The following is an 18,265-nucleotide window of genomic DNA, read 5'->3' on the forward strand; positions in this document are numbered from 1 at the left end:
TGAGGACCCGCTGACGTGCACGCCGCAGGACTGGTGCTGCACCCGCGCCGTGACTCCGCCGCCGCGGTCGAGGCCGTGCTCGGCTGGGCGGCCAACCGCGGTGTCGAGATCCTCGGCATCGACGACGAGATCCAACGCCTGCGCTGCGCCGCCACCCCGGTGTCGGCGGTGGAGCTGGGGCGGCGGGCCGACCTGGTGGTGAGCCTGGGCGGTGACGGCACGATGCTGCGCGCGATGCGGCTGGCCGACGGGGAGAAGGCGCCGGTGCTGGGCGTGAACCTGGGCAAGCTCGGGTTCCTCGCCGAGGTCGACGTGCCGGACCTGCCCGCTGCTCTGTCGGCCATCGACGCGCACGAGTTCACCGTCGAGCCGCGGCTGGCGGTCGACGCGACGTTCGGCGATCAGGAGGTGACCGCGTTCAACGACGTCGCGGTCGTGCGCACGCCCGGTCAGGGCAGTGCGCGGGTGGCGGTGCGGGTCGCGCGGCAGCCGTTCGTGAGCTACGCGGCGGACGCGGTGATCGTCGCGACGCCGACCGGGTCGACCGCGTACAGCTTCTCGGCCGGTGGGCCGATCACCAGCCCGTCGGTGGAGGCGTTGCTGGTCACCCCGGCCGCGCCGCACTCGGCCTACAGCCGCGGGGTGGTGCTGTCGGTGGCCGACGAGGTGGACCTCGACCTGCTGCCGTCGAGCGGGCGGCTGGCCGTCGAGGTGGACGGGCAGGTCGCGGGCTACGTCGAGCCGGGTGAGCGGGTGTCGTTGCGCGGGCGGCCAGCCGCCGCGAAGGTGGTGCGGCTGGGGATGACCACGTTCTACCAGCGGGCGCGGCGCAAGCTGCAGCTCACCGACTCGGCCGAGCTCACCTGAGCACCCAGTAGGTTGACCTCATGCCACAGATCACCGTCGAGTACTCCGCCGAGCTGGCCGGCGCGTTCGACCGCCGCGGGTTCGCCCTCGCACTGCACCGGGCCGTGTCACCGCTGGTCTCCTCCGAGGTGGCCGCGTTCAAGACGCGGTTCCGGCAGATCGAGGAGTCGGTGATCGGCGAGGGCGCGCCGGCCGCGATGGTCCACGTCCGGGTCGGTCTGCTCTCCGGTCGTCCGGCCGAGCTGAAGCAGGAGGTCGGCCGCACGGTCGTCGGGCTCGCCGGTGAGCACCTCAAGCCGGTGGAGGGCCTGCCCACGCAGGTGACGCTGGAGGTCTACGACATGGACCGGGAGCAGTACCGGCAGCTGGAGTCCTAGCCGCTCCTGCGGCGGGCGCGGTACTGGGCCGCCTTGATCCGGTTGCCGCACTCCTCCATGTCGCACCAGCGCCGGTTGCCGGTGCGCGAGCGGTCGATGAAGATCCGCGTGCACTCGGCGCGCCCGCACTCCCTGATCACCAGCTCGTCCGCGCGCTCCAGCAGGGCCGCTGCCGCACGCGCGATCTCGCCGCCCACCGCACGCGCGGTGCCGTGCCTGCGCACCCCGGTTTCCGTCAGCGTGAACGACGGCGCCGGGGCGTCCGCGTAGGAGTTCACCCGCAGCAGGTCGTCCTCCGGCCGGCCGCTGCCCGCGAGCGTGGCCCTGACCAGCCGGTACACCGACTCCCGCAGCTCGACGAGCGCGGTGAGCTGGGCCGCGGTCACCTCCGGCTGCTCCGTGACCAGCCCGGCCGCCACCGCCCACGCACCCACGTCCCGCGGGCCGGTCAGCAGCTCCTCGTCGTCGCCGCCGCGCCACTTCAGGGTGCCCAGGAAGTCCAGTGCCAGGTTGCCGCTGACGAACGCGAAACTCACGTCACCATCTTGACAGGTGACGCGGGTGCCCGGCAACGTTCGCGTCACCATCTGAGAAGGTGACGCGAACTGATGATCACTGTCGAGCAGTACCTCCACTTCACCGGCCAGGCCCTCGACGGCATGGCCGCGACCGTGCGCGACCTCGGAGCCGAGCGCGCGAACCGCACGCCCATTCCCGGCGTGAGCAGCCCGTACGCCCTGCTCACGCACTGCTGCGGCGTGGTCGACTACTGGGCGGGTGAGCTCGTCACCGGCCGGCCGGCGCACCGCGACCGCGACTCCGAGTTCGTCGCCACCGGACCGGTCGAGCCGCTGCTCGCCCGCGTCGGCCGCACGAAGGCCGCGCTGGAACGCGCTGTGCGGCAGGCGGACTTCCGCGCGCCGCTGAAGGCCGAGCCCGACTCGAACTTCCTCGGCCCCGGCCTCCCGCTCGACCAGGGCGCCGCCCTGCTGCACGTGTACGAGGAGCTCGCCCAGCACCGCGGTCACGTGGACATGCTGCGGGCCGTTGTCGAACGGGGCACCGCGTGAGCTTCGACCGGATCGACGAGTCCCGGCTGCGGTCGGGTTCGGGCGTGAAGTGGGGTTCGCTGCCCACGGGCACGATCGGCGCGTGGGTCGCGGACATGGACTTCGGCCTCCCGCCCGCGGTGAAGGCCCGGCTGTGGCAGGAGGTCGAGCGCGAGGACTTCGGCTACCCGCACTGGCCCTCCGGCGACCCGGTGGTCGCGGCGTTCGAACAGCGGATGCACACGCGCTACGGCTGGACGCCGTCGGCGGGCCACACCAGGGTGTTCAGCGACCTCATCCAGGTGCTGCAGGTCGTCATCGAGCACACCACCGCACCCGGTGACGGCGTCGCGCTGCACGTGCCGACGTACCCGCCGTTCCTCGCGAGCATCCGGCGCGCCGGCCGCCGGGTCGTGCCGATCCCCCTGCGGCACACCGGGGACGGGTGGCGGTTCGACGCGGAGGTGCTGCGCGGGACGGGGTGCCGGTTGCTCGTGCTCGTCAACCCGCAGAACCCGACCGGCCGGGTCTTCACCCGCGCGGAGCTGACCGGGATCGCCGCACTGGCAGAGGAACTGGACCTCGTCGTGCTGTCCGACGAGATCCACGCCGACCTCACCCACCCCGGTCACCGGCACCTCCCGTTCGCGTCGCTGAGCGCGGAGACGGCCCGGCGCACGGTGACCGCCACGTCGGCCACCAAGGCGTTCAACATCGCCGCCCTGCGCTGCGCGGTGGCGCACATCGGCGTTCCGGCCCTGCGCAGGGCGCTCGACGCGGCACCGCTCGACTACTTCGGCACGCCGAACACGCTGGGGCGGGCGGCCACCGTGGCGGCGTGGCAGGACGGCGACCCGTGGCTCGCGGAGCTGCTGGAGACGTTGCGGCGCAACCGGGACACCGTGACCGCGTGGCTGGGGCCCGACCGGCGCTACCACCCGCCGGAGGCCACCTACCTGGCGTGGTTCGAGGGCACGGCCGCGCCGGGGGTGAAGCTCAGCGAGGGCGCGGAGTTCAGCGCGGGCACCGGCGTGGACACCTCGGCGTTCGTGCGGCTGAACTTCGCGACGAGCCCGGACACCCTGGCGGAGGTCCTGCGGCGGTTGGCATCCTCGTAACGGTGTGCCCGCCGCGCTCGATGTCCTGCGGCACGCGTTGACCGGCACCCCGGACGTGCCCGCTCCCCCGTCCCGCCGCGAGCTCGCCGCCCTGCTCACCGCTCCGAACTGGACAGAGGTGCTGCACGTCCTCGCCGCGTCAGAGCCGGAAGCCCTGCGGCAGCTCGCGGAGGCGTTGCCGGCGCTGCACCGGTAGCGGTCCCACCGCACGGGACCCGCGGGCCGCCGGAAAGTTCCCGGCGGCGTTCAAGATCATCCCTTGGTGGCGCATCGGGCAGGAGGGGTGGCCGCGTGGAGCGTCCACATCGGATACTCCGGTGGCCTTGGCCGCGACCGGAGGAAGGCCGCACGATGACCACCGCGGAAATGCTGCTGCGCCTGGGCACGGGTGTGGGGCTGGGTGCGCTGATCGGCATCGAGCGCCAGTACCGCGCCCGCATGGCCGGGCTGCGCACCAATGCGCTCGTCGCCGCCGGTGCGACGTTGTTCGTGCTGCTGTCCGCGCACGGCTTCACCGGCGGCACCGCCGACCCCACCAGGGTCGCCGCGCAGATCGTGTCCGGCATCGGGTTCCTCGGCGGCGGTGTCATCCTGCGCGAGGGCCTCACCGTGCGCGGACTGAACACCGCCGCCACGCTCTGGTGCTCGGCCGCGGTCGGAGCGCTCGCGGGTGCCGGCCTGCACCTCATGGCGGTGGCCGGAACCGTTGCCGTGGTCGCCGTCCACCTGGTGTTCCGCCCGCTCGGCCGGGTGCTGGACCGGCGCCCGGACACCGGTGAGGAGACACCGGCCACCTACACCTTCCTCGCGGTCACGAGGGACGACGACGAGGCCCACGTGCGCACGCTGCTCGTGCAGGCCCTGTCGCGCACCGACTTCGCGCTGCAGTCGATCGAGAGCACCAACGCCGGCCGCGACGGCCTGGTCGAGGTGCGGGCGGCGTTGAGCGCCGAACAGCGCGACGACAAGCAGATGGAGTCGGCGGTCAGCCGCCTGTCGCTGGAGCCGTCGGTCACCAGCGTGCGGTGGCGGGTGCACGCACCCGGCGAGCGCAACGACGAGGACGGCTGGTGACGCGGTCAGCCGATCCAGTTACCCCGCACGAGGTCTAACACCCCTTCAGGTGGCCGGTACATCAACGCACGATCAGGGCGTGTCGCCCGTTCAGCTATCGCTTGACCAGCATGTTTTCCGCCCTCCGGCACGGTTATTCCCACCCCGGGAGTCACGGTGCTCCGTCGAGAGGAGGGCTCTGCGCGGACGTGGTTCCCATGCTGTGTCCCGCACATCCGAAACGACATCACGTTCCAAGGCAGTTGTCGTCAAGGAAGGAAGACAATGCGCAAGAAACTCAAGGGCGGTCTGCTGGCCGCCGCCGTGGCCGGTGGGCTCGTGCTCGCGAGCGGGCCCGCCTCCGCGGACGTCGCCGCGTTCCACCCGTACTGGTTCGGCGGCGGCGCACACCCGCTGGCCGGGGAGATGCTGCTGCACCACGCTTCACCGTCCACTGTGGCCGCTGAGGACGACGAGGACGACGAGGACGCCGAGGACGGGCACCACCCGCACGGCCACGGTCACCACCACACCGGCCAGGCCGACTCGGACGCCACCGCGCTCGCCGTGGGCGGTCACGGCGCCCCGTCCGGTGAGGGCGGCGACGCCGAGAGCCAGAACATCGCCCTCTCCGGTCACTCCGGTGACTCCGGCGACTCCGGTGACACCGGCGACAACAGCGCGATCATCATGTGCGTGCAGGCCGACTGCGCGGCGGACGTGTCCTCCGGCGACTCGGGCGACACCGGCAGCGGTGACACCGGCGACGCCGTGAACCTCAGCGCCACCAACGGCGGCGACACGGGCAACGGCGGCAACGGCGGCGACGCCGGGGCCATCGCGGAGAGCGCGACCGCGACCGGGTCGGAGGACGACGACCACGGCTCGGCGAACGACTCGGACGCCACCGCGGTTGCCGTGGGCGGTCACGGCGCCCCGTCCGGTGAGGGCGGCGACGCCGAGAGCCAGAACATCGCCGTCTCGGGCAACTCCGGGCACTCCGGTGACTCCGGTGACACCGGCGACAACAGCGCGATCGTGATGTGCCACAAGGCGAACTGCATCGCCGACGTGAGCTCCGGCCACTCCGGCAACACCACCACCGGTGACACCGGCGACGCGGTCAACACGAGCGTCACGAACGGCGGCGACACCGGCCACGGCGGCAACGGCGGCGACGCCGGCGCATGGGCCACTTCTCTGAGCGAGCTGTACGAACTGGACCTCGACTGATGCCGTGACCGCCGGTGGGACGGACGGGATCGCCCCCTGTCCCGTCCGTCCCACCGGCGGTTCAGTCGAATGCGGGTCTTCGCCATCCAGATGACCGGCAGGCACGGCAGCGCCGGTTCGGGCCCGTCCGGCGCTGCCGTTCCGGGCTGCGGCCTCCCGCTCAGCAGCTGATCCCGCACCGGCCGAGCAGCCGGTCCACCAGGTCGGGCAGCGGTTCGTCCGCGCCCTCCAGCCACAGCGCGACGCCGGTGCGCAGGACCGCGAAGAACGTCGCCGCCGTCAGCCGCGCCAGCTCCGGGTCGGGGCCGCGCGCCACCAGCACCTCCGTCAGGTCCCGTTCGACCGCCACCTGGTCGCCCGCCTGCCGCGCGAGCAGCGACGGGTGCCTGCGCAGCATCCGCAGCCGGGCCATCCACTCCAGGTCGGGCACGGGCCACGTGGCGTACAGCCGGGCCGTCGCCGCGCGTAAGGCCGGCCACGGCTCCTCCTCCGCCGGCCGTGCCGCGACCAGGGCGACCAGTGCCCTGGTCCGTTCGCGCTCGGCCTCCAGGACGGCGTCTTCCTTGCCGGCGAAGTAGTTCGAGAAGGTGCGCCGGGAGACCCCCGCCGCGTCCGCGATGTCCTCGACCGTCACACCGTCCAGACCGCGCTCCATGGCCAGCCGCAACGCCGCCGCGGCCAGCGACCGCCTCGTCACCGCCTTCTTCTGCGCGCGGAGCGTGGTGAGGGTCTCCATGCACCCAGACTAGCCGTGGAGTAAGTTGCCCATTGTGCAAATTTGCACGACGCGCAAGAATTGAGGGGACGAAGGGACTCGGGGTGAAGACGCAAGAGAGCGGCGCGATGGGGCACCGGCAGGTGCTCGAGTCGTTGTCCGGACTGCTGCTCGCGCTGTTCGTGGCCATGGTCAGCTCCACGGTGGTGTCCACCGCGCTGCCGCGGATCATCGGCTCGCTGAACGGCACGCAGACCCAGTACACGTGGGTGGTCACCGCCACCCTGCTCACCGCGACGGCCACGACCCCGGTCTGGGGCAAGCTCGCTGACCTGTTCAACAAGAAGACGCTGGTCCAGGCCGCGATCGTGATCTTCGTGATCGGGTCGCTGCTGTCCGGCTTCGCGCAGGACACCGGTCAGCTGATCGCCGCCCGCGCGTTCCAGGGCCTCGGCGTCGGTGGTCTGCAGGCGCTGGTCCAGGTCGTGATCGCCGCGATCATCCCGCCCCGCGAGCGCGGCCGGTACAACGGCTACCTCGGCGCGGTCATGGCGGTCGCCACGGTCGGCGGCCCGCTGCTCGGCGGCCTGATCGTGGACGTGTCGTGGCTGGGCTGGCGCTGGTGCTTCTGGGTGGCCGTGCCGATCGCCGCGCTCGCGTTCGTCGTGCTGCAGGCCACGCTGAAGCTGGAGACCGTGCGCAGGCAGAACGTGAAGATCGACTACCTCGGCGCCGCCCTGATCGCCGCCGGTGTCAGCGTGCTGCTGATCTGGGTGTCGTTCGTCGGCAACTCGTTCGACTGGCTGTCCTGGCAGACCGCGGCGATGGTGGGCGGCGGGCTGGTGCTGCTCGGTGCCGCCGTGGCCGTGGAGCTGCGCGTGCCCGAACCCGTGGTGCCGCTGCACATCGTCACCCAGCGCACCCCGGCGCTGGCGATCATCGCGAGCCTCGCGGTCGGCATGGCGATGTTCGGCGGCGCGGTGTTCCTCGGCCAGTACTTCCAGATCGGCCGCGGCTATTCCCCCACGGAGGCCGGCCTGCTGACCATCCCGATGATGGCGGGCGTGCTCGTCTCCTCGACCGTCTCCGGCCGCATGATCAGCCGTTCCGGCAAGGTCAAGCCGTACATCGTGTCCGGCACGGTCATCCTGGTGCTCGGCTTCCTGGGCCTCGGGTTCGTCGACCACGCGACCGCGCTGTGGATCGTCGGCACCGCGATGGCCGTGGTCGGCATCGGTGTCGGCATGACCATGCAGAACCTCGTGCTGGCGGTGCAGAACACCGTGCCGCTGCGGGAGCTGGGCGCCGCGAGCGCCACGGTCACGTTCTTCCGCTCGCTGGGCGGCACGATCGGCGTGTCCGTGCTGGGCGCCGTGCTGGCCAACCGGGTCACCGCCGACCTGTCCGCCGCGCTGCACGTGCCCGCGGGCCAGTCGACCGGCGAGACCAGCGCCCTGAACCTGCAGGCGCTGCCGCCGCAGGTGCAGACCGTCGTGCACACCGTGTACGGCGACGCGACCGCCCACATCTTCCTGATCTCCGCGGCCGTGGCCGTGGTCGGTGTGGTCGCGGCGCTGCTGCTGAAGCCGATCACCTTGCGCACGACCATCGACCTCGAGAAGAAGGACGCCGACACCGCTGTCGTGAGGTGACATCGTGGACCGTTCGCTCAACACCTTCGAAGCCACCAAGGACGACTTCGGCCCCCGCCCGGTGCCGTCCGCGCGGACCATCCTCGTCGGCGTGGACGGCTCCGACACGGCCATGCGGGCCGCCGCCTTCGCCTTCGGCTCGGCCCGCCGCCAGTGCGCCCGCCTGGTCGTCACGTTCGTCGCCTGCCACTCGACGCTGGCCTCGCTGAGCCCTGGCGCGGCATCGGTGTTCGAACACGAGGCCACGGCCGGCCTGTACGCCGAACTGCGCGGCCAGGTGCGGGCGGCCGCCGAGGAGCTGGACGTGCCGGTGACGTTCGTGAAGACCTTCGGCGACCCGTTCACCACCCTGCGCGACTGCGCCGACCGCTGCCAGGCGGACATGGTGGTGGTCGGCGCCTCGCAGCAGGCGGGACATCGCTTCGCGGGCTCGGTGGCGACCCGGCTGATCCGCACGGGCCACTGGCCGGTGCTGGTCGTGCCGTGAGTTTTTCGTCGGTGCTCGTCGCTACGGTCATCCCATGCCCCACGTCACGTTGCGAGAGATCGAAGAGTCCGACCTGGACGCGCTGTTCGAGCTGATGCGCGATCCCGAGTCGGTGCGCATGGCCGCTTTCGTCGCCGACGACCCGGACGACCGCGCGGCCTTCGACGCGCACTGGCAGCGCATCCTGGCGCGCCCCGACGTCACGAACCGCGCCGTGCTGGCCGACGGCCGGTTCGCGGGCACCGTCGCGAGTTTCGTGCTGGAGGGCGACACCGAGGTCACGTACTGGATCGACCGCAGCCTGTGGGGGCAGGGCGTGGCCAGCCGTGCGTTAACGCTGCTGCTGGAGCTCGTGCCCGTCCGGCCGGTGTACGGGCGGGCGGCGAGCGACAACGCCGGGTCGAGGCGGGTGCTGGAGAAGGTGGGCTTCGAGGTGGTGGGGACCGACGTCGAGTACGCCACCGGGCGGCGTGAGGAGGTGGAGGAGACGATCATGCGGCTGGGCTGAGCCCGGTCGGCTTTGGTCTGCGCGGTCGCGCTGGCCAAGCGGCCTGTGTTGCCCTGCGGGCTCATGGTGTCCGCCGGACCCGCGCCGCCTCGCCGATCCGACGCGCGTCGGATCGTGGGCTCACGTTGCCTAGTTGGCACGCGCCGACCCGCGCCGTCCAGCGAACCTGCGTCGCCCCCGACCCCCGCTGCCCAGCGGGCCTGCGCTGCCCAGCCGACCCGCGCTGCCCAGCCGACCCGCGCTGCCCAGCCGACCCGCGCTGCCCAGCCGACCCGCGCTGCCCAGCCGACCCGCGCTGCCCAATCGATCGCGACGCCCGCTGGCATGCGCCGCCCAACCGATCCGCCGTCCGGCTGCCCTGCCCAGCTGGCACGCGCCGCCAGACCGACCTGCTGCCAGGCGGCTTGCGCTGGCCTGCGCTCCCTGGTGGACCCGCGCTGCCCAGACCAGCCCGTCTCCCTCAGCCGACCCGCACCGCCCAGCCCACCGCATCGCCCACCCCATACCACCCAACTCGCCCGCGCAGCCAACCCCCACGTCGGCCCCAACCACTCTCCCACCCCACCCACTCGTGCTAACGATAATCATTGTCATGTACGCTGCCACCCATGGCAGCGAGGGTCGTATTGGTAGCCGGGTTCACGCAGCACGACGTGGCGGACGAGGTGTGGCGGGCGTCGCCGGACTCGGTGCTGGTCCGGCACGACCTCAGCCGCCTCGCCGACGGGGTGGTGCGCAGGTGGGTCGACGGCCGGTTGACGGTGCTGGAGCTGGCGCACGGGTGCGTGTCGTGCACGTTGCGGCTGGACCTGGTCCCGTTGCTGGAGGGGCTCGACGCCCGTGTGGTCGTGCACCTCGACCCGGCGTTGGAGCCGGAGGCGGTGTGCTTCGCCCTCAGCGCGACCGAGGTCGAGGTGGAGGCGGTGCTCACCGTCGTCGACCCGGCGCGGTGGCTGTCCGACGCCACCGGTGGTGACACGCTGGCCGAGCGCGGCATGGGTGCGGCGGCGGAGGACGAGCGGACGGTGGCGCAGGTCGTCGTCGGGCAGGCGGAGTTCGCCGACGCGCTGGTGCTCACCGCGGCACCAGACCCGGCGACGGCGGCGGTGCTGGAGCGGCTCAACCCGTTGGCGCCGCGGCAGCAGCTCGACGGGATTGACGTGCCGGCGTTGCTCGCCGCCATTCCCGCGACGGCGCGGCGGGGTGGGTTCGACGACGGGTTCGGGTCGTTGCTCTACGGGGCGCCGCCGCTGCACGCCGCGCACGGGGTGTCGGTGGTGTGCTTCAGCGAGGCGCGGCCGTTCCACCCGATGCGGTTGCACAAGGCGGTGGACGTGCTGCTCGACGGGGTGGTGCGCACGCGCGGGCGGGTGTGGGTGGTGAGCCAGCCCGACGAGGCGCTGTGGCTGGAGTCGGCCGGTGGCGGGTTGCGGGTGGGGAACCTCGGGGCCTGGCCGCGGGACAGGGGTCAGGAACTCGTCGTGATCACCACGAAGGACCCGGCGCGGATCACCGCCGCGCTGACGGCCGCGGTGGTCACGGACGAGGAGCTCGCGCTGGCGGACGAGCTCGACTTCGTGGACCCGTTCGGCGAGTGGCACGAGGAGGCGGAGCTCTGATGCGCACGCCCGTGACGGTGCTGTCGGGGTTCCTCGGCGCCGGCAAGACGACGTTGCTCAACCACGTGCTCGCCAACCGCGAGCAGCGCAGGGTGGCGGTGGTGGTCAACGACATGAGCGAGGTCAACGTCGACGCCGCGCTCGTGGCCGGGCAGGGGACGCTCGACCGCACCACCGAACGGCTGGTGGAGCTGACGAACGGCTGCATCTGCTGCACGCTGCGGGAGGACCTGCTGGAGAGCGTGGGCGAGCTGGCGCGGTCGGGGCGGTTCGACTCGATCCTCATCGAGTCGACCGGCATCTCCGAGCCGATGCCGGTGGCCGCCACGTTCGAGTGGACCTTCGAGGACGGCACCAGCCTGTCCGACCACGCCCGCCTCGACACGATGGTGACGCTGGTCGACGCGGCCGGGTTCCTGCGTGAGCTCAAGGCGGGTGACCGGCTCGACGAACGCGACCTGGCCGCCGCGGAGGAGGACGAGCGCACGATCTCGGACCTGCTCGTGGACCAGGTGGAGTTCGCCGACCTGATCGTCGTCAACAAGACGGACCTGGTCGGCGCCGAAGAGCTCGCGACGGTGAACGCGCTGCTCAAGCGGCTCAACCCGGTCGCACGGCTGCTGCACACCCAGCGCGGCGTCATCGACCTGGCCGAGGTGTTCGACACCGGCCGCTACGACCCGGTCACCGCGGCCCGGTCCCCCGGCTGGGCGCAGGAGCTCGCGGGCACCCACACGCCGGAGACCGAGGAGTACGGCATCCGGTCGGTCACCTACCGCGCCGACCGGCCGTTCCACCCCGGCCGGTTGCTGGCCGCGCTGGCGGACTGGCGGACACCGCTGCGCAGCAAGGGTTTCTGCCACATCGCCACCCGGCGGGACGTGCTCGCGGTGTGGTCGCAGGCCGGTCCCAACCTCACGTTCGAACCCGGCCAGCTGCTCACCGGTGACGAGCGGCCGCGGCAGGAGCTGGTGTTCATCGGTGTCGGCCTCGACCCCGACGAGCCGCGCCGCCTCCTCGACCCCGCCCTGCTGACCGACGCCGAGCTGGCGGACCCGGCCGGCTGGGCCGCGTTCGACGACCCGCTGCCGCCGTGGAGCGCCGAGGACCTCCACGCGCACTGACCGGTTCCACCGGTCTTCAAGCGCCGCTTGTTCGGATGTCCGCGCCGAGCAACGGGATGTGGGGGTAGGGACGATGGAGTTGAACAGACGCGGCGTCTTCGCACTGGGCGCCGCACTCGCCGCGGGCACGGGGGTCGCGGGCACCGGGGTCGCGAACGCGGAGGGCGCCGGGGCGAAGCACGCGGAACCGAACCTGCCCGGGTTCAAGCACAACTACGCGCGGGTGAACGGCGTCCGCCTGCACTACGTCACGGGTGGCAGCGGCGAGCCGCTGGTGCTGCTGCCGGGGTGGCCGCAGACGTGGTGGCTCTACCACAAGATCATGCCCGCGCTGGCCGCCCGGTACCGGGTGATCGCGGTGGACCTGCGCGGCATGGGCGGTTCGGACAAGCCGCAGTCCGGGTTCGACAAGAAAACGATGGCGACCGACATCCACGAGCTGGTGCGCGCGCTCGGGTACAGCAAGGTCAACGTCGTCGGCCACGACCTGGGCAGCATGGTGGCGTTCGCGTTCGCCGCGAACTTCCCCGCGGCCGTCGACAAGGTCGCGTTCATGGACGTGCTGCACCCGGACGAGAGCTTCTACCACATCCCGCTGCTCCCGCCGCCCGGCGGATTCAGCCTGTGGTGGTTCGCGTTCAACCAGGTGCAGGCCCTGCCGGAGCAGCTGCTCGCCGGCCGGTTCCGCCACCTCGCCGACTGGCTGTTCGCGAACACCGCGTTCACGCCGGCCGCGATCGACGAGCGGTCCCGCCAGATCTACGCGCGGTCTTACAACTCACCGGACGCGATCCGCGCGAGCAACGGCTGGTACCAGGCGTTCCACCAGGACATCGCCGACGGCAAGACCTACGCCAAGCTCGTCCCGCCGGTGCTGGGCCTCGCGTCCGTCTCGTCCTACGACCAGTTCCTGGGCGCGCTGCCGGCCGTGGCGAACGACTTCCAGGTCGTGCGGGTCGACGGCTCCGGCCACTGGCTCGCCGAGGAGCAGCCCGACTTCGTGGCACGGGCGCTCACCGAGTTCTTCGGCTGACCGCCCAGCGGCAGCGGGACGACCGCGGGCGCCGGGAGTGCGCCTGCCGGATCAGCCGGACCCGTTGTCCCGCAACCGGCGCAGCAGCAGCGCGAGGTGCAGCCGAAACCGCCCGCCCGCCGAGTCGACCTCGAACCCGAGCACCGTCTCGGCGCGGGCCAGCCGGACGGTCATGGTGCTGTGGTGGCGGTGCAGCACGGCGGCGGCCTTGCGCACCGATCCGGTGGCGCACAACGCGTCCAGTGCCGCGAGCGTGTCGGGCTGGACAGCGGCCAGCCGGTCGAGTGCGCGGACGTCGTCGAGCGCGGCGACGTCGTCCCGGTCGACTCGCTCGGCCACCAGCGCGAGGCCGCCGAGCCGGTCCCACCACACCACCGGTTCGCTGTCCGCGGTGAACCGCAACGCCTTCAGCGCGCCGTGCCACGACCGGGCCGCCTCGATCGCGGTCACCACCGGCCCGACGCCGACCCGCACCCCGGCGGCGCCTGGCAGCCCTGCAACGCCCGGTGCCCAGGCGGCATCCGGCACCCCGACGGCGCCTGACACCCCGACGGCACCCGGCAGCCCGACGGCACCCGGAAATCCAACGGCACCCGGCGCCCCGGCTGCGTCCGGCACGTCCGTGCTCAGCACTGCCCGCACGCTGCCCAGCACCACCGACCGCCCCGGCAGGTCGCCGGTGGTGGCCAGCACCCGCAACCGGCTCGTGGCGGCGATGCCGAGCAGGTGCAGCGCCCGCGAGCGCTCCGCCGTGCCGGCGCCCTCCGAGAGCACCAGCTCCACCAGCGCGGGATCGCCCAGTTCGGGCAACGGCACGCTGGAGTGGTCCAGCAGCACGGCGGCGGCGATGGCGAACCGTTCGAGCAGCATGTCGTCCAACGGCGCGGGCGCGCCCTCGCGGGCCATCCACACGTCGGCGCCGCCCTCCAGTGCGCGGACCGCTGCACGTGCGGGGGCCGGTGCGGCCGTCACGCCGGTGCCGGGGGCGGCGCGCAGCACCAGGCCCTGGCCGGGGGCCCGCAGGCCGACCGGGCAGCCGGCCAGCTCGGCCGTGCTGTGCACCAGGGTGTCGAGGCCGGAGCGCTCGGTGATCAGGCGGTCGAAGAACCCGATCACCCGCACGGCGTTCTCGGCATCGGCGTCCAACCCGGACAGCCGCAGCAGCAGGCCCTTCATCCCGTCACGATAGCCCCGCGGGACGGCCGCACCGGGCGATCCGCCACCTGGCTGTCCCGGAGCGCCGATCCCCCGCCACGTGTCGGCTGCCGCCGGAGCCGGAACGGCTCCATGATCGGTGCATGAGCTACGCCATCGACCCGGAACTGCTGCCCTGGCTCGACATGCTGCCCGCACTGCGGTTCACCGACCACGAGGAGCTGCTGGCCGCCCGCGCCAGGCAGTCCGAGCTCCTCGCCGCCATGCCGACGTACGAACCGGTGAACGCGATCGACGTCCGCGACACCACCGTGCCGGGACCCGACGGCGCGCCGGACGTGCCGGTGCGGGTCTACTCACCGACCAGGGACGCGCAGCCCGTGCCCGGCCTGCTCTACGTCCACGGCGGCGGGTTCATCGTCGGCGACCTCGACATGTTCCACTCCTCCGTGCTGCGCATGGTCGACGAGCTGGGCGTCGTGGTCGTGTCGGTGGACTACCGGCTGGCACCGGAGCACCCGTTCCCGGCACCGGTCGAGGACTGCTACGCGGCCATGCGGTGGCTCTCGGCCAACGCGGCCGAGCTGGGCGTCGACCCCGGACGCATCGGCGTGGCCGGGGAGAGCGCGGGCGGCGGGCTGTCCGCCGGGGTCGCGCTGCTGGCCCGCGACCGCGGCGGGCCCGCGCTGTGCTTCCAGCTGCTCGGCATCCCCGAGCTGGACGACCGCCTCGACACCGAGTCCATGCGCGACTACGTGGACACGCCGCTGTGGAACCGGCCCAACGCGATCTTCAGCTGGGCCAGCTACCTCGGTGGTGCCGAGGAGGTCTCGCCCTACGCCGCGCCCGCCCGCGCCACCGACCTGTCCGGGTTGCCGCCCGCGTTCGTGACCGTCTGCCAGTTCGACCCGCTGCGCGACGAGGGCATCGAGTACGCCCGCCGGCTCGCGCACGCGGGGGTGCAGGCCGAGCTGCGCCTCTACCCCGGCACGTTCCACGGGTCGAGCCTCGTCGAGAGCGCGGAGGTCTCGCGGCGGATGTTCACCGACGAGCTGGACGCGCTGCGCCGGGGACTGCGGATCACGGGCTGACCGGGGGCCGGGCCAGGCACGCGGTCAGGTGATCGACGCGCGTCACCCACTTAGGTAAGGGTGAGCTAACGTAGCGGCTCGTGAGCATCGTGGTGGAGCAACGCGGAGTCGACCCCGCACCGGCCGGTGGGGGCGCCGGTCCGCGACGGCGCAGGCTGCTGGGACTCGTCCTCCTGGTGGTCCTGCTCGCCGCCACCGCGGTGCTCTCCACGACGATCGGCGCACGGGCGCTCAGCCCGGCGCAGGTGTGGCAGGGGCTGTTCGGCGACCCCGGCACCGACCAGCGGCTCACCGAGATCGCGCTGATCATCCACACGTCGCGCATCCCGCGCACGGTCCTCGCGGTCGTGGCGGGGCTCGCGCTCGGGGTCGCCGGTGCGCTGATCCAGGGCCACACCCGCAACCCGATCGCCGACACCGGCCTGCTGGGCGTCAACTCCGGCGCGTCGTTCGCGGTGGTGCTCGCGGTCTACCTCTTCGGCCTGCAGAACCCGCTGCAGTACCTGTGGTTCGCGCTGGCCGGTGCCGCGGCGGCCGGTGTGGTCGTGTTCGGACTGGCGAGCCTCGGCCGCGGCTCGGGCAACCCGCTGACGCTCGCGCTGGCCGGGCAGGGCGTCACGATCTTCCTCGCCGCGATGACGACGGCGGTGGCGTTGCAGGACAAGGCGTCGCTGGACGTGCTGCGGTTCTGGAACGCCGGTTCGGTGCAGGGCGTCGGCTGGAACGTCATCGCGGTCGCCGGGGCGTTCGTCGCCGCCGGGCTGGTGCTGGCGGTGGTGAACCTGCCGACGCTCAACCTGCTCAACCTCGGTGACGACGTGGCGCGCGGGCTCGGCGTGAACATCGCGGCCGGGCGGACCGTCGGCGTACTGGCGATCACGTTGCTCGCCGGCGCGGCCACGGCGGCGTGCGGGCCGATTGCGTTCCTCGGGCTGATGGTCGCGCACATCGCGCGCTGGATCACCGGCCCCGACTACCGGTTCCTGGTTCCGTTCGCGGGGCTGCTCGGCGGGGTCCTGCTGCTGGTGGCGGACATCGCCGGCCGGCTGGTCGTGCGCCCGGCGGAACTGCAGGCGGGCATCGTCGTCGCGCTGCTCGGCGCCCCGTTCTTCGCGGTGCTGGTGTGGCTCGGGAAGTTCAGGCAGGCATGAGCACCCCCGCGGCCGACCCGGCCACCGAGAAGATGCCCGCGGGCCTGCGCCTGGGCGGCTGGTCCTGGGTCTGGCGGCCCTGGCTCGTGCTCGCCGCGGTGGTGCTCGCCGCGGCCACGTTCCTGCTGTTCTGCGTGTCCATCGCGGTCGGCGACTTCACCATCGACCTGCCCGCCGTGATCAGGACGATCTTCGGCCAGGGCGAGCGGGTCGACGAGTTCGTGGTCATGGACCTGCGCATGCCGCGGTCGCTCATCGGCCTGATCGTCGGCGTCGCGCTCGGCATCTCCGGTGCGCTCACCCAGTCGATCGCCCGCAACGCGCTCGCGAGCCCGGACGTCCTCGGCATCACCACGGGCGCCGGCGCGAGCGCGATCTTCGTGGTGACCACGTCGGGTGGCGCGGTGGTCGGCGGGTCGATCGGGCTGCCCGCGGCGGCGCTGGCCGGTGGCCTCGGCACCGGGCTGCTCGTCTACTTCCTCGCCTGGCGGAAGGGCATCGACGGGTTCCGGCTGATCTTGATCGGCGTCTCGGTGAGCGCGATGATGACGGCGCTGACGACGTGGCTGCTGGTGCTGGCCGACATCCGCGACGTCGCCCGCGCGCAGTCGTGGCTGGTCGGGTCGCTCGACTCGCGGTCGTGGGCCGAGGTGTGGACGACGCTGTGGATCACGGTCGCGCTGGTCGTGGTCGTGCTGGCGGTCTCGTTCCACCTGCGCCCCATGCACTTTGGTGACGACGTCGCCGCCGGTCTCGGTGTGCGGTACTCGCTCGTGCGGGCGGTGCTGCTGCTGTGCGCGGTCCTGCTCGCCGGAGTCGCGGTGTCGGCGGCCGGTCCGGTGCCGTTCGTCGCACTGGTCGCGCCGCAGATCACGATGCGGCTTCTGCGCACCCCGGTGCCGCCGCTGGTCGCGTCCGGGCTCTTCGGCGCGCTGCTGCTGATCGGTTCCGACCTGATCGCGCGGCAGGTGCTGCCCAACGACCTGCCCGTCGGCATCGTGACCGCGATGATCGGCGGCCCGTTCCTCGTCTACCTGCTGGTGCGCGCGAATGTGAAGCGTCCTGCCTGAGGTGAGCCTCAGTTAAGTAAGGTTGACCTATGACCGCGATGCGCAACGATGTCGCCCGGCTGGGCGCCCAAGGCGTCACGGTCGGGTACGCCGACCGGGTCGTGCTCGACGACCTGGACGTCGCCATCCCGACCGGGGTGATCACCACGGTGATCGGGCCGAACGGCTGCGGCAAGTCGACGCTGCTGCGGACGTTGTCCCGGCTGCTCAAACCGCGCCGGGGCACGGTGCTGCTGGACGGCGACGACATCGCGCGGCTGCGGACCAAGGACGTGGCGAAGCGGATGGGCCTGCTGCCGCAGACCCCGATCGCGCCGGAGGGCCTGACGGTCGCCGACCTGGTCGCGCGGGGCCGGCACCCGCACCAGAGCTGGGTGCGGCAGTGGTCGTCGGACGACGCGGAGATCGTGGCGAGGGCGCTGGCCATGACCGGTGTCTCCGACCTCGCGCACCGGCCGGTCGACTCGCTGTCGGGCGGGCAGCGGCAGCGGGTGTGGATCTCCATGACCCTGGCGCAGGGCACCGACCTGCTGCTGCTCGACGAGCCGACGACCTACCTCGACCTCGCGCACGCCATCGACGTGATCGACCTCGTCGACGACCTGCACGAGAACGGCTGCACGATCGTGATGGTGCTGCACGACCTGAACCTGGCCGTCCGGTACAGCGACAACCTGATCGTCATGAAGCAGGGGTCGATCGTCGCGCAGGGCCACCCGAGCCAGGTGATCACCAGCGAGCTGCTGCTGGACACGTTCGGCCTGCAGGCGAAGGTCATCGACGACCCCGTCTCGGAACGCCCGCTGATCGTGCCGATCGGCCGGACGCACGTGGTATCGAAGAGTGACCAAGGACTAGGTTAGCCTGCCCTAACTGGGTGATAAGGTTCGGCTGTCCTAAATTCCCCCGCCGCGTGGGCAGCGAAGATCGAGGTGCCGAATGGGCTTCAACCGTCCGAGAACA

At 72.3% G+C, this 18,265-nt stretch carries 20 protein-coding genes; 17 read left to right on the forward strand and 3 right to left on the reverse strand.

Annotation, left to right across the window (positions count from 1 at the left end; genetic code table 11):
* The first annotated feature begins 15 nt into the window (after positions 1–15).
* Together ACZ7CD_RS25065 and ACZ7CD_RS25070 are read left to right on the forward strand one after the other, a co-directional pair.
* Positions 16–867 carry an NAD(+)/NADH kinase gene (locus ACZ7CD_RS25065; protein ID WP_360384571.1) on the forward strand — a complete coding sequence of 284 codons (852 nt, stop codon included), beginning with the start codon at positions 16–18 and terminating at the stop codon, positions 865–867.
* A gap of 20 nt (positions 868–887) precedes the next feature.
* Positions 888–1,244, forward strand: coding sequence for a 5-carboxymethyl-2-hydroxymuconate Delta-isomerase (locus ACZ7CD_RS25070; RefSeq protein WP_458432697.1), 357 nt, complete (start codon positions 888–890; stop codon positions 1,242–1,244).
* On the opposite strand, the gene ACZ7CD_RS25075 is transcribed toward ACZ7CD_RS25070, so the two are convergent.
* Positions 1,241–1,780, reverse strand: coding sequence for a CGNR zinc finger domain-containing protein (locus ACZ7CD_RS25075; RefSeq protein ID WP_470379784.1), 540 nt, complete (start codon positions 1,778–1,780; stop codon positions 1,241–1,243). The two genes, ACZ7CD_RS25070 and ACZ7CD_RS25075, sit on opposite strands and share 4 nt — an antisense overlap.
* A 72-nt stretch (positions 1,781–1,852) precedes the next feature.
* Here ACZ7CD_RS25075 and ACZ7CD_RS25080 point away from each other — a divergent pair, with 72 nt between their 5' ends.
* The 5 genes from ACZ7CD_RS25080 (at position 1,853) to ACZ7CD_RS25100 (ending at position 5,697) form a co-directional block, all read left to right on the forward strand.
* A complete protein-coding gene (locus ACZ7CD_RS25080; RefSeq protein ID WP_470368948.1) occupies positions 1,853–2,314 on the forward strand; it encodes a mycothiol transferase in 462 nt (153 codons plus the stop codon).
* Positions 2,311–3,411, forward strand: a complete 1,101-nt coding sequence (locus ACZ7CD_RS25085) for a MalY/PatB family protein (RefSeq protein WP_470368947.1) — start codon at positions 2,311–2,313, stop codon at positions 3,409–3,411. The genes ACZ7CD_RS25080 and ACZ7CD_RS25085 overlap by 4 nt, the downstream gene beginning before the upstream one ends.
* 4 nt (positions 3,412–3,415) lie before the next feature.
* Complete coding sequence (locus ACZ7CD_RS25090; protein WP_360384582.1) at positions 3,416–3,607, forward strand: hypothetical protein; 192 nt, start codon at positions 3,416–3,418, stop codon at positions 3,605–3,607.
* A 155-nt stretch (positions 3,608–3,762) separates the two neighbouring features.
* Positions 3,763–4,485 carry an MgtC/SapB family protein gene (locus ACZ7CD_RS25095; RefSeq protein ID WP_360384584.1) on the forward strand — a complete coding sequence of 241 codons (723 nt, stop codon included), beginning with the start codon at positions 3,763–3,765 and terminating at the stop codon, positions 4,483–4,485.
* A gap of 264 nt (positions 4,486–4,749) precedes the next feature.
* Positions 4,750–5,697 carry a hypothetical protein gene (locus ACZ7CD_RS25100; protein ID WP_470379785.1) on the forward strand — a complete coding sequence of 316 codons (948 nt, stop codon included), beginning with the start codon at positions 4,750–4,752 and terminating at the stop codon, positions 5,695–5,697.
* 160 nt (positions 5,698–5,857) lie between these two features.
* Here ACZ7CD_RS25100 and ACZ7CD_RS25105 read toward each other — a convergent pair whose 3' ends face one another.
* Positions 5,858–6,433 carry a TetR/AcrR family transcriptional regulator gene (locus ACZ7CD_RS25105; RefSeq protein ID WP_470379786.1) on the reverse strand — a complete coding sequence of 192 codons (576 nt, stop codon included), beginning with the start codon at positions 6,431–6,433 and terminating at the stop codon, positions 5,858–5,860.
* Between the two features lie 107 nt (positions 6,434–6,540).
* Here ACZ7CD_RS25105 and ACZ7CD_RS25110 point away from each other — a divergent pair, with 107 nt between their 5' ends.
* The 6 genes from ACZ7CD_RS25110 (at position 6,541) to ACZ7CD_RS25135 (ending at position 12,835) form a co-directional block, all read left to right on the forward strand.
* Positions 6,541–8,064, forward strand: a complete 1,524-nt coding sequence (locus ACZ7CD_RS25110) for an MDR family MFS transporter (RefSeq protein WP_360384984.1) — start codon at positions 6,541–6,543, stop codon at positions 8,062–8,064.
* Positions 8,065–8,068: 4 nt separating this feature from the next.
* On the forward strand, positions 8,069–8,551 hold the full coding sequence (locus ACZ7CD_RS25115; RefSeq protein ID WP_360384590.1) for a universal stress protein: 483 nt from the start codon (positions 8,069–8,071) through the stop codon (positions 8,549–8,551).
* Between the two features lie 34 nt (positions 8,552–8,585).
* The gene (locus ACZ7CD_RS25120) at positions 8,586–9,059 is read left to right on the forward strand and encodes a GNAT family N-acetyltransferase (protein ID WP_360384592.1); all 474 of its coding nucleotides are present in this window, start codon (positions 8,586–8,588) and stop codon (positions 9,057–9,059) included.
* Between the two features lie 608 nt (positions 9,060–9,667).
* Positions 9,668–10,678, forward strand: a complete 1,011-nt coding sequence (locus ACZ7CD_RS25125; RefSeq protein WP_470379787.1) for a CobW family GTP-binding protein — start codon at positions 9,668–9,670, stop codon at positions 10,676–10,678.
* Positions 10,678–11,802, forward strand: a complete 1,125-nt coding sequence (locus ACZ7CD_RS25130; RefSeq protein WP_458434418.1) for a GTP-binding protein — start codon at positions 10,678–10,680, stop codon at positions 11,800–11,802. The genes ACZ7CD_RS25125 and ACZ7CD_RS25130 overlap by 1 nt, the downstream gene beginning before the upstream one ends.
* 73 nt (positions 11,803–11,875) lie before the next feature.
* Positions 11,876–12,835, forward strand: a complete 960-nt coding sequence (locus tag ACZ7CD_RS25135) for an alpha/beta fold hydrolase (protein WP_360384598.1) — start codon at positions 11,876–11,878, stop codon at positions 12,833–12,835.
* Between the two features lie 51 nt (positions 12,836–12,886).
* Here the strand turns inward: ACZ7CD_RS25135 and ACZ7CD_RS25140 are convergent, their stop codons facing one another.
* Positions 12,887–14,011, reverse strand: coding sequence for a helix-turn-helix domain-containing protein (locus ACZ7CD_RS25140; RefSeq protein ID WP_470379788.1), 1,125 nt, complete (start codon positions 14,009–14,011; stop codon positions 12,887–12,889).
* Between the two features lie 122 nt (positions 14,012–14,133).
* On the opposite strand from ACZ7CD_RS25140, the gene ACZ7CD_RS25145 reads away from it, so the two are divergent.
* The 4 genes from ACZ7CD_RS25145 (at position 14,134) to ACZ7CD_RS25160 (ending at position 18,165) form a co-directional block, all read left to right on the forward strand.
* Positions 14,134–15,081 (forward strand): alpha/beta hydrolase, encoded by a 948-nt coding sequence (locus ACZ7CD_RS25145; RefSeq protein ID WP_470379789.1) that lies wholly within the window; start codon positions 14,134–14,136, stop codon positions 15,079–15,081.
* A gap of 80 nt (positions 15,082–15,161) precedes the next feature.
* Entirely contained in the window at positions 15,162–16,232 is a 1,071-nt protein-coding gene (locus ACZ7CD_RS25150; RefSeq protein ID WP_360384604.1) for a FecCD family ABC transporter permease, read from the forward strand.
* Entirely contained in the window at positions 16,229–17,302 is a 1,074-nt protein-coding gene (locus tag ACZ7CD_RS25155) for a FecCD family ABC transporter permease (protein ID WP_470379790.1), read from the forward strand. The genes ACZ7CD_RS25150 and ACZ7CD_RS25155 overlap by 4 nt, the downstream gene beginning before the upstream one ends.
* A gap of 29 nt (positions 17,303–17,331) precedes the next feature.
* Entirely contained in the window at positions 17,332–18,165 is an 834-nt protein-coding gene (locus ACZ7CD_RS25160; RefSeq protein WP_360384608.1) for an ABC transporter ATP-binding protein, read from the forward strand.
* Positions 18,166–18,265: the final 100 nt, after the last annotated feature.

The organism is Lentzea sp. NPDC036949, from assembly GCF_055608075.1.